11 protein-coding genes are annotated in these 10784 nt (G+C 45.4%); 5 read left to right on the forward strand and 6 right to left on the reverse strand.

The window, feature by feature from the left end:
- The 4 genes from B2337_RS12790 to B2337_RS12805 form a co-directional block, all read left to right on the forward strand.
- A partial coding sequence (locus B2337_RS12790) for a hypothetical protein (protein WP_292363265.1) occupies window positions 1-180 on the forward strand: 180 nt, incomplete at its 5' end.
- Window positions 181-344: 164 nt separating this feature from the next.
- Entirely contained in the window at window positions 345-995 is a 651-nt protein-coding gene (locus B2337_RS12795; protein ID WP_292361899.1) for a 2OG-Fe(II) oxygenase, read from the forward strand.
- Window positions 992-1540: a peptide deformylase gene (def, locus tag B2337_RS12800; protein WP_292361898.1), complete on the forward strand. Its 549-nt coding sequence runs from the start codon at window positions 992-994 to the stop codon at window positions 1538-1540. The genes B2337_RS12795 and def overlap by 4 nt, the downstream gene beginning before the upstream one ends.
- Window positions 1540-2091, forward strand: coding sequence for a pyridoxamine 5'-phosphate oxidase family protein (locus tag B2337_RS12805; RefSeq protein ID WP_292361897.1), 552 nt, complete (start codon window positions 1540-1542; stop codon window positions 2089-2091). The genes def and B2337_RS12805 overlap by 1 nt, the downstream gene beginning before the upstream one ends.
- An 11-nt stretch (window positions 2092-2102) precedes the next feature.
- Here B2337_RS12805 and B2337_RS12810 read toward each other — a convergent pair whose 3' ends face one another.
- The 4 genes from B2337_RS12810 to B2337_RS12825 all read right to left on the reverse strand — a co-directional run bounded on the left by B2337_RS12810 (window position 2103) and on the right by B2337_RS12825 (window position 8159).
- Window positions 2103-3155, reverse strand: coding sequence for a DUF3549 family protein (locus tag B2337_RS12810; RefSeq protein WP_292414750.1), 1053 nt, complete (start codon window positions 3153-3155; stop codon window positions 2103-2105).
- A gap of 13 nt (window positions 3156-3168) precedes the next feature.
- The gene (gene argJ, locus B2337_RS12815; protein WP_292414748.1) at window positions 3169-4395 is read right to left on the reverse strand and encodes a bifunctional glutamate N-acetyltransferase/amino-acid acetyltransferase ArgJ; all 1227 of its coding nucleotides are present in this window, start codon (window positions 4393-4395) and stop codon (window positions 3169-3171) included.
- Window positions 4395-7100 carry a preprotein translocase subunit SecA gene (gene secA / locus B2337_RS12820; protein WP_292361894.1) on the reverse strand — a complete coding sequence of 902 codons (2706 nt, stop codon included), beginning with the start codon at window positions 7098-7100 and terminating at the stop codon, window positions 4395-4397. The genes argJ and secA overlap by 1 nt, the downstream gene beginning before the upstream one ends.
- A 138-nt stretch (window positions 7101-7238) precedes the next feature.
- Window positions 7239-8159 carry a M23 family metallopeptidase gene (locus B2337_RS12825; protein ID WP_292361893.1) on the reverse strand — a complete coding sequence of 307 codons (921 nt, stop codon included), beginning with the start codon at window positions 8157-8159 and terminating at the stop codon, window positions 7239-7241.
- A gap of 25 nt (window positions 8160-8184) precedes the next feature.
- On the opposite strand from B2337_RS12825, the gene B2337_RS12830 reads away from it, so the two are divergent.
- Window positions 8185-8637 (forward strand): DUF721 domain-containing protein, encoded by a 453-nt coding sequence (locus B2337_RS12830; RefSeq protein ID WP_292361892.1) that lies wholly within the window; start codon window positions 8185-8187, stop codon window positions 8635-8637.
- Here the strand turns inward: B2337_RS12830 and lpxC are convergent.
- Window positions 8634-9551, reverse strand: a complete 918-nt coding sequence (gene lpxC / locus B2337_RS12835; RefSeq protein WP_226071202.1) for a UDP-3-O-acyl-N-acetylglucosamine deacetylase — start codon at window positions 9549-9551, stop codon at window positions 8634-8636. The two genes, B2337_RS12830 and lpxC, sit on opposite strands and share 4 nt — an antisense overlap.
- Before the next feature lie 71 nt (window positions 9552-9622).
- Window positions 9623-10780 (reverse strand): cell division protein FtsZ, encoded by a 1158-nt coding sequence (gene ftsZ, locus B2337_RS12840; protein WP_292414747.1) that lies wholly within the window; start codon window positions 10778-10780, stop codon window positions 9623-9625.
- Between the last annotated feature and the right edge of the window lie 4 nt (window positions 10781-10784).

A 10784-nucleotide genomic window follows, 5' to 3' on the forward strand; every position in this document is an offset into this window, starting at 1 on the left:
ATACATCCCTGTATTTCACCGCTGCGCAGCCCGCTAAGCTGTTCAAATGAGTTCCAGACTCATTTGTCAATCGCTTATGTAGGAGGGCTACACGGCGTGATTTCCGCCTTGTCAGACACAAAAAAAGCCTCCAGCAGTGGTGGAGATGAAAGATCAACAAGCCCTAGCGACCGCTTTTAATAAAAGTTTGTTCACATGGTATGTGTCCGTGAAGTTTAGGTAAATCCGCGTGCCGATAAAAAAATAAATCGCCCTACAACCGTAAATTCTGCTACATTCTATCGCCCTTTCAAGGGCTTAGCTTTGTTCTTCATCAACAACAAAGCCACTTTTTCATCTGGAGAATGACTTTATTGAACACTCAATCGGTTGTTGATTATGCCGTATTCGATCTGATTGCCGATGCCTTAACCACCCATGGTTACTGCATCCTGCCACAGTTGTTGCCTCCAGCATTGACTCACAATTTATACCGACGCGTATCCCGTCTTGACGAACATAATGACTTGTTGCTTGCTGGTATAGGTCGTGAACAAAAACATCAATTGAATGAAAATATTCGTAGTGATGAAACCCGTTGGCTGGATCCGGCTAACAGCATTGACCAGGCTTATCTTTCCCATATGGCTGACTTCCGACTGGCGATGAATCAACGTTTGTTTCTCGGCCTGTTTGATTACGAAGCGCATTATGCACATTATCCTACTGGGGCATTCTACAAACGGCATGTGGATGCATTTAAAGGTCAGTCAAATCGTATATTAACGACAGTGATGTACTTAAACCCGTTCTGGCAGGCTCAGGACGGCGGTCAATTGCAGATCTATGACATTAATAATGATAGTCTGATTACCTCAGTTGAACCCGAAATGGGCACCTTTGTGGTTTTTCTAAGTGAGCAGTTTCCGCATGAAGTTTTGTCCGCCAGGCGGGATCGTTACAGTATTGCAGGGTGGTTCCGGGTTCAGGATCCATTGCAGGCACCATTAATATGAAAACAGACTTTGACATTCTGGAATTGGGGCAATCCGATTTACGTCGTATCGCCGAACCTGTCACCGATATACAATCTACGGTATTTCAGCAAAAGATTGATGCATTAATTGAATTTGTGAAACAGCGTGGTGGTATGGGAATTGCCGCGACTCAAGTCGGTATTAACCAACGATTTTTTATTATGTCGAGCCATCCCAATGATCGTTATCCCTATGCACCGGATATGCCTGCAACCAGTGTTATTAATCCTGAAATTGTCTGGCATTCCGACGCTATGGAAAAAGACTGGGAAGGTTGTTTGAGTGTCCCCGGATTACGTGCCCTTGTTCCGCGTTATCAGCAGATAAAAGTTCGCTATCTGTTGCGTAATGGTGAGTTGGTTGAAACGGAATATCATGATTTTATGGCCAGACTGTTTCAGCATGAACTGGATCATCTTGATGGCAAAGTGTTTGTTGATCGAGTGGAAAGCAGCTTGGATATGATGACCGAATCCAGCTGGCGCTCCATGCTGACACAACAATCCGGAGACAATGACAAGTAATGGCACAGCAATTTACAGCTTTATCGGACCGCTTGATTGAATTCATTCATAAACAACATCTGTTTTTTGTGGCAACAGCAACAGCTGACAGTCGGGTTAATGTCTCCCCCAAAGGCATGGATTCGTTGAGAGTATTAAACAGCAACCGCGTGGCCTGGCTCAACGTGACTGGCAGTGGCAATGAAACTGCTGCACATATTGAAGAAATTCCGCGTATGACCATTATGTTTTGTGCATTTGAAGGAAAGCCTTTAATTCTGAGACTCTATGGACAGGCTCAGGCTATACATCATCATGACCCCGAATGGAAAAGCCATTATGCCTTGTTTGATCCGCTGCCCGGAGCCAGACAAATCTTTATTCTGGATATTGATCTGGTACAAACCTCTTGTGGCATGGCTGTACCCTATTTGGATTATGTCGGTGAACGCGAATTGCTGAATAACTGGGCTGAACGCAAAGGTGAAACCGGTATAAAAGACTATTGGCGGGAAAAAAATCAATTCACTGTGGATGGACTTGAAACCAATATTGTAAATAAGAATCTTTAGTCTGCTTGCCCCTAATGGCCGAACATTTCACCCACCGATTTTGCCAGAGATTCCGAACGTTTCGGATTACGCAGTGCCTGCATCACCGGTTCACGCATACCGGGAATGAATAACAGATCGGCCAATAACTGACTGAAGCCGGGTTGACCGGCATCATTGAGGGCGAGTTGCTCAAGATACAACGCACAGATTGCCGGTTTGGCCACTGCCAGCCAGATTCGCCCCGAAATTATTGCCAGGACTTCAATTTCCTTACTGCAGCGATGTTTCAGTACCTGGGTTACCATTCGCTCAACTAATCCACGCGCGGGGCTGTTTGATGCTGCCCGCAAGCAGGAAATAATCCTGGCCGTATCGGGTTGTTTTTCTTGTAATTGAATATCAACCTGCTGAGCCAGCACTTCTATTACCCCTGCAGCAGGACAGGCATGTTCCAGTAACACACAGAGATTATGAAATGGTTCTTCTGGCAGTTTTGGCAGCGTTTGAATTAAACCTAAAGTACCTTCATTAGTATCCAGTCTGATGGCAAAATCTGCCAATCCCTGCATGGCAAGTCCAGGCCATTTATCCAGTGGCAGATCACCAGTGAAATACCGATAGGCGGTATCATAATATTTCGATGGTGCTAACTTTAAAGTATAAGTGGCCTGGGCATTGAAAGCGGCCATTCGATCCTGGCGTGGTTTGAAGGTGTAGGGGCTATCGCGCAAAGCACCCTGAATTTTTTCACCATCTGCTGCAGCCAGCATGGCTTCACCCAGTCTTTCTAACAACATCAGCAGGAACGCATCACGGGCATCTGGAACCAACAGCCCCTGTTCATCCAATGGAAATTGCAGAAACCAGACATACTGCTTTTCCGACATTTCAGGATGCCAGAAAATGATCCCCATTTGAGCTAAACGTTTGAAAGGATAAGGGTAGGGGCGCTGACAATTATCAAAACTGACAAACTGCTCAGGCGTTAATTTGCAGACCCTGCGCCCCATATCAAATACCCGGTATTGAGCACCACTCTGACGTAGAAACTTGCTCAGCGTATTGATCTGTCCAATATCCATATGCTGCTCCGTATCAGGTACGGTATTCGGCGTTGATTTTCACGTAATCGTAAGAAAAATCACAAGTCCAGACTGTTTTAGCGGCATCACCTCTACCGAGTTTAACCTGGATAGTTATTTCTGATTGAGACATTACCTGCTGACCTTTTTCTTCAGTATAGTCAGATGCGGGTTGTCCACCATCGACAATACAAACGGTATCCAGATATATTGCAATTTTTGATAAATCCAGATTAGGTAAACCACTACGGCCCACTGCCGCCAGAATACGTCCCCAGTTTGGATCTGAGGCAAATAATGCGGTTTTTACCAGTGGTGAATGGGCAATCGTATAGGCAACCTGCTGACATTCATCTACATCCGCACCCTGCTGCACATCAATACTGATAAATTTGGTTGCCCCTTCGCCATCCCGCACAATCGCTTGTGCCAGAAACCGACTTAATTCATTCAAAGCGGTTAAAAACTGTTGAGCATCAGCGGCGTTAATATCATCTATTAAAGGGTTAGCCGCCTGACCGGTGGCCATCAAAATACAGGCATCATTGGTCGACGTATCCCCATCCACCGTGATGCTGTTAAATGACTGTTCCATCGATATTTCAAGCATTGCTTGCAACACAGATGTGCTTATTGCCGCATCAGTGGCGATGTAGGACAGCATCGTGGCCATATCAGGCCGAATCATACCGGAACCTTTTGCAATGCCTGTCAGGGTGATTTGCTGTCCATTTAAAGACAGTTCTACACTACGGGCTTTAGGGATAGTATCGGTGGTCATAATGGCATGTGCAGCATTCAACCAGTTATCAGCCTTTAACTGGTTAAATGCTTCCGGTAATACAGTGGTAATTTTATCCACCGGTAATGGTTGTCCAATTACGCCGGTAGAAAAAGGCAATACGGTATTAGCGTCACACTGGCCAATCTTAGCCACCGCCTCACAACATGCTTTTGCAGCAACTAACCCTGCATCACCGGTTCCAGCATTGGCATTTCCCGAATTTATCAACAGAAAGCGGGTTGTTGATTGGGTTTGATGTTGCCGGGCAACCAATACTGGTGCAGCACAAAATGCATTGCGAGTGTACACCCCGGCTGTGTGACTACCTGGAGCCAGTTCAATTAATACCACATCTTGACGGCCAGGCTTTTTAATACCGGCACTGGCGGTGGCAAGGCGGATACCCTTAACCGGTTTTAATTCAGCAGCAATCGGAGCCGATAGATTGACTGCCATTATTTAATGGCGCCGTGGCAATTTTTAAACTTCTTGCCACTGCCACATGGGCACGGATCGTTACGGCCAACTTTCTTGCCATCACGTGTTAACGGTTGATTGGCTGTAGGGTGTTCGCTCTCTGCTTCAGCCGATGCACTTTCATGCTGATACTCTACATCCGCTGATTGACGACGTTGTTCGTCAACTGCAGCAATATCTTCAGGGGCACGCACTTTGACACGTGAAATCAAGCTGATAACTTCGTGTTTTAAGGTATCAAGCATTGCCGTGAATAACTGGAAAGCTTCCCGTTTGTATTCCTGTTTTGGATCTTTTTGTGCGTAACCACGCAGGTTAATACCCTGGCGAAGATAATCCATTTGTGCCAGATGTTCTTTCCATTGTGTATCCAGTGTTTGCAACATAATGGCTTTTTCAAAATGTCGCATCAGTTCAGCACCGACCGTAGCTTCCTTAGCCTGACAAGCTGCTTCAGCTTCATCAATAATACGTTCACGCAAGGTTTCTTCGTGCAGGTTATCATCGGCTTCAAGCCAGCCACTGATATCCAGATCCAGGGCAAAATCATCACGCAATGCCTGTTCCAGACCACTGATATTCCACTGTTCGTCGATACTGTTTGGTGGGATATAAAGACTGATAACGTCGTTAACAACACCTCTGCGCATGGAAACAATGGTTTCAGACACATCTTCCGCTGCCATTAATTCATTGCGCTGCTCGTAAATCACCTTACGCTGATCGTTGGCAACATCATCAAACTGCAGTAACTGCTTGCGAATATCAAAGTTATGTCCTTCGACTTTGCGTTGCGCATTCTCGATTGCTCTGCTGACCCATGGATGCTCGATGGCCTCACCTTCTTCCATACCCAGTTTCTGCATCAGCCCTGACATGCGTTCCGAAGCAAAAATTCGCATCAGATTATCTTCCAGAGACAGATAGAAACGGGTTGAACCGGGATCACCCTGACGACCCGAACGGCCGCGCAGCTGGTTATCAATGCGACGTGATTCATGACGCTCTGTACCGATAATATGCAAACCGCCAGCTTGTAACACTAAGTCATGACGTTGCTGCCAATCGGCTTTCACTCTGGCTTTTGCTGCGTCATCAGCATTTTCGTCTAATTTATCCAGCTCAGCATCCAAACTGCCGCCCAAAACAATATCCGTACCACGGCCAGCCATATTGGTGGCGATAGTTACGGAACCGGGTTTACCTGCTTCAGCTATGATATGCGCCTCTTTTTCATGGAATTTGGCGTTCAGCACTTCATGCGGAATTTTGGCTTTGGTCAGTAATTTATCCAGATATTCTGAACTTTCAATCGAAGCCGTACCCACCAGCACCGGTTGTTTACGTTTTATACATTCCTGAATGTCCAACAAAATTGCATCAAATTTTTCTTTGGCTGTCAGGTAAATACGATCCGCTTCATCTTTACGTTGCATTGGCCGATGTGTCGGGATGACGACAACTTCCAGCCCATAAATCGATTGTAATTCGTATGCTTCCGTATCAGCGGTACCGGTCATACCGGATAATTTTTTATACAGACGGAAATAATTCTGAAAGGTTATTGATGCAAGCGTTTGATTCTCATTTTGAATCTTCACACCCTCTTTGGCTTCGATGGCTTGATGTAAACCTTCAGACCAACGACGGCCCGGCATGGTACGCCCGGTAAATTCATCGACGATTACAATCTGATCGTCCTGCACAATGTACTCAACATCCCGATGAAACAATACATGCGCTCGCAATGCCGCTGTAACATGGTGCATAAGTCCGATATTTGCCGCATCGTACAAGCTGGCATCTTCATCGAGCAGACCGGCATCGGTCAGTAATTGCTCAATTTTTTCATGACCGGCCTCAGTGAAATGAACCTGTTTGTTCTTTTCATCGACGGTGTAGTCACCGGGTACGGTAATATCCTCTTCTTCACCTTCCTGTTTCGTCAGATTTGGGATGAGTGAATTGATCTGTACATACCGTTCAGAGCTATCCTCGGCAGGACCAGATATGATCAGGGGCGTCCGTGCTTCGTCAATAAGAATGGAGTCGACTTCATCGATAACCGCAAAATTCAGGGGGCGTTGCACGCGGTCTTCAAGCCGAAAGGCCATATTATCGCGCAGATAATCAAAGCCAAACTCGTTATTGGTGCCGTAGGTAATATCCGCAGCATAGGCTTCACGACGTTCATCACCACTTAATCCGCTGACAATGACACCCGTTGTTAATCCCAGGAAACCGTATAGCTTACTCATCCAGGCTGAGTCACGTTTCGCCAGATAATCGTTGACGGTAATTACGTGAACACCTTCACCAGTTAACGCATTGAGATAAACAGCCAGGGTTGCAACCAGTGTTTTACCTTCACCGGTTTTCATTTCAGCAACTTTGCCATCATTGAGCACCATACCGCCAATCAGCTGCACATCAAAGTGGCGCATTTCCATTACCCGCTTGCCGGCTTCACGTACGACAGCGAAAGCTTCAACCAGAATATCTTCCAGTGTCTGGCCATCTGCGAGTCGTTGTTTGAATTCTGTGGTTTTGGCTTTTAAGGCAGCATCATCAAGTTTTTCGTATTCGCTTTCCAAATCATTGATAAGGCCAACTTGTTTCTGCAGTTTTTTGATTACACGATCGTTACGACTGCCGAAAACCTTACTGAAAAACTTGCCTACCATGACTGAAACTACCTGTTGAATTGTGCCGAATTGACGACGGTTTGATTAATCGCGTGATTATAACGCGTACTGTTAAGAAGATCGAAAGACCTGCCACACTTTTTTAAGTGGTGACATTTTTTTCAATTGCAAGAAGCGTTATTCGATGTAGTTAAATGGATTGACTGATTTACCGTCTCTTAGCACTTCGAAATGAACATGCGGACCGGTTGAGCGGCCGGTTGAACCCATCAATGCGATAACATCACCCTTGCTGACGCGGTCACCCGTATTGACTTCCAGTGATTTGTTATGGGCGTAACGGGTTACATATCCATTGCCGTGATCGATTTCCACCAATCCGCCATAACCTCCCCGCATACCAGCCCAACTGACAATACCATCAGCAACAGAGATTACTGCGCTACCCGTTTTACCGGCAAAATCTATTCCATCATGAAAAGCTTTTTTGCCATTAAAAGGGTCCACACGATAGCCATAAAAAGACGATATCCATCCATCCTGAACAGGTCTGCCAGTTGGAATCGCACCAGTAATATTATCGTTTGTGATCAAATAATCCTGTAAAGCAGTCAGGGTATCCTGTTGATTGGCAAAGTCTTGAGAAAGCTTTACTAGGCTTTCTTCAAATTCAGCGTTGGACAACCAGTCACCGGATTTTTCAATACCCCCGATACCTGGTGAAAACTCCAAATCAAAATCGCTTAGTTCGAAACCGGCAATTTCAGCCAGGCGTTGGCTGAGCATTTTTAGTCGGATTGCTTCTGCCTGTAAGCCACCTAGCTGCTGTGCATAAAAACCTTGAATTTCTTCATTGGCAGTAGTGTCATCACTAATGGAATGAGGTGCGGTTTGGGGAGAAAGTAATTGTGCCGTAGGGAAAAACTTTGAATCTTCTGTCGTTGTCAGCGCCGTCTTTTCTTCAATATAATTCATTGCTGTGACAGTGATAGCAATGGTCATGGATAAAAGAAACATCGCTAATAACATCAAACTCGCTCGGCTTAAATGCCAATGCTTATGGCCGGTATTGTCGGCGGATATTATGATAATCTGCATACTTATCCTCGTCCCGGATTGAGACATGTCAAATAAACCGCTTCATTTCGCCACTGTTTGCCAAACAAATCAGCATTTACAGCAAATGTCGAAGCGCGCTCAGAAATTAACCCAGCTTAACAGTATTCTGCAAGAAATTTTACCCTCACAGTTCGTAGGGCATTGCCAGCTGGCGAATATGACAGATAACAAAATCATTATTCACACTGAAAATGCGGCAATTGCAAGCCTGTTACGTTTTCATTCCGCAACTATTTGTAAAACGTTTTCCAGTCAGTTGAAGGTTCAGATTCAACGAGCTGAAATCAAGGTAAAACCAAACTACCAGCCAGCACGGCCAGCCAAATCAAATATGATTGATATCTCTAATAACAACGCAGCGCTGATTGCTCAGACCGCCGCCGGGATGGACGATGGTCAGCTCAAAACAGCGCTGCATAAACTCGCTAAACGAGGTAAAACGTCTGATGATTCCTAACTTACAATTGACGCAGCAGGTCGACTGAAAACAATCGGGGCATCTGCATCCTCTTCAAATGTAACCAGTTCCCAGCAATCTTCCTGGGCGATAAGTTTGCGTAATAAACGATTGTTTACTTCATGGCCTGATTTATGGCCAACAAACGCACCGATCAAACTGTGGCCAAGTAAATACAAATCGCCGATGGCATCAAGCACTTTATGACGCACAAATTCATCTTCATAACGCAGACCATCTTCATTCAGCACCCGGAAATCATCGACCACAATGGCATTATCCATACTGCCGCCAAGTGCCAGATTCATTTCCCGCAATTTTTCGATATCTTTCATAAAACCAAAGGTTCTGGCACGACTGACTTCACGAACAAATGATGTGGAGGAGAAATCAACATCAACCTGTTGTGGTCTGCCAGTAAATGCAGGATGTTCAAAATCGATAGTAAAAGAGACTTTGAACCCCTCAAATGGCTCAAATTTAGCCCACTTATCGCCATCTTCCAGTAATACCGGTTTTTTAATACGAATAAATTGCTTGGCAACTGACTGTTCTTCAATACCCGCAGACTGCACCAGAAATACAAATGGGCCGGCACTGCCGTCCATGATGGGTACTTCAGCTGCATTCAGATCAATATAAGCGTTATCAATACCCAGCCCGGCAAAGGCTGACAACAAATGTTCCACTGTTGAAACCCGCTGACCATTTTGTATCAATGTGGTTGACAGGGCAGTCTCACCCACATTTTCAGCTTTGGCCTCAATTTCAACAACCGGGTCCAGATCGACTCGTCGGAAAATAATGCCAGTATTAGGGGCAGCCGGGCGCAATGTTAAATAAACCATTTCACCGCTGTGTAATCCTACACCTGTGGCACGAATCACATTTTTCAATGTTCGCTGCTTAATCAAGGTGCTTTACCCCCTTCTAGTTTAATCATCCGACAATAATATCATAGGCTTATATTACTCGACCATCTACGTTAGTCAGCTTGTCTGCGTAAGAAGGCTGGAATGTCTAAATAATCCATATTGACATCACCATTAGCCGCTTGTTTGTGCTCATTATTCCGACCATTTCGTAAAACAGTTGGTTCATCATAATCAATATCAATCGGTTTCTTGACAATTTCAATTTGCGGCGAAGCAGTTGTTTCAACCGGTTTTACTACCGCTGCTCTGGCAGCGCCTAAACCAGTCGCCACAACCGTGACACGTAATTCATCTGTCATTTCCGGATCAATAACGGTACCCACAACTACTGTGGCGTCTTCTGATGCGAATTCTTTAATGGTATTACCCACCTCTTCGAATTCACCGATACTCATATCAAGACCAGCAGTAATGTTTACCAGTACACCACGGGCACCAGCCAAATCGACATCTTCCAATAAAGGACTGGAAACGGCTAGTCTGGCGGCTTCTGATGCACGGTTTTCACCTGAAGCACGACCGGTACCCATCATTGCCATACCCATTTCTGACATAACAGTGCGTACGTCAGCAAAGTCGACGTTGATCATACCTTCGCGGGTAATCAGTTCAGCAATACCCTGAACAGCGCCCAGCAGTACATCATTGGCTGATTTAAAAGCATTCAAAAGGCTCATTTCTTTGCCCAACACTTTCAGCAGTTTTTCATTTGGAATTGTAATCAGTGAATCTACATGCTGACTTAACTCTTCGATGCCAGCTGTAGCGACTTTCAGTCTTTTGCCACCTTCAAATGGGAAGGGCTTAGTCACCACGGCAACCGTTAAAATGCCCATTTCTTTAGCCACCTGAGCGACTACTGGAGCAGCACCGGTACCCGTTCCACCACCCATGCCGGCAGTAATAAAGACCATATCTGCGCCGCGGATCACATCCATAATGCGTTCACGATCTTCCAATGCGGCCTGACGACCAACATCCGGATTGGCACCCGCACCAAGCCCCTTGGTGATATCAGTACCTAATTGTAGATGCGTAGTGGCATTACTTTTACGTAACGCCTGAGCATCTGTATTGGCACAAATAAAATCCACACCTTCAATTTTATTGGCCACCATGTGTTCCAAAGCGTTACCGCCACCGCCACCGACACCGATGACTTTGATAACCGCATTTGCTGTATATGTATCAATCAATTCAAATGTCATGATT

Origin of the sequence: Methylophaga sp. UBA3192, from assembly GCA_002363955.1 — a bacterium.
GTDB lineage: Bacteria > Pseudomonadota > Gammaproteobacteria > Nitrosococcales > Methylophagaceae > Methylophaga.

What these genes read in the sequence shown, in the direction of transcription:
- argJ (WP_292414748.1), bottom strand. Translation starts at nt 4,395, where the DNA reads ATGGCAGTCAATCTATCGGCTCCGATTGCTGCTGAATTAAAACCGGTT.
- B2337_RS12830 (WP_292361892.1), top strand. Translation starts at nt 8,185, where the DNA reads ATGTCAAATAAACCGCTTCATTTCGCCACTGTTTGCCAAACAAATCAG.
- B2337_RS12795 (WP_292361899.1), top strand. Translation starts at nt 345, where the DNA reads ATGACTTTATTGAACACTCAATCGGTTGTTGATTATGCCGTATTCGAT.
- def (WP_292361898.1), top strand. Translation starts at nt 992, where the DNA reads ATGAAAACAGACTTTGACATTCTGGAATTGGGGCAATCCGATTTACGT.
- B2337_RS12805 (WP_292361897.1), top strand. Translation starts at nt 1,540, where the DNA reads ATGGCACAGCAATTTACAGCTTTATCGGACCGCTTGATTGAATTCATT.
- secA (WP_292361894.1), bottom strand. Translation starts at nt 7,100, where the DNA reads ATGGTAGGCAAGTTTTTCAGTAAGGTTTTCGGCAGTCGTAACGATCGT.
- ftsZ (WP_292414747.1), bottom strand. Translation starts at nt 10,780, where the DNA reads ATGACATTTGAATTGATTGATACATATACAGCAAATGCGGTTATCAAA.
- B2337_RS12825 (WP_292361893.1), bottom strand. Translation starts at nt 8,159, where the DNA reads ATGCAGATTATCATAATATCCGCCGACAATACCGGCCATAAGCATTGG.
- B2337_RS12810 (WP_292414750.1), bottom strand. Translation starts at nt 3,155, where the DNA reads ATGGATATTGGACAGATCAATACGCTGAGCAAGTTTCTACGTCAGAGT.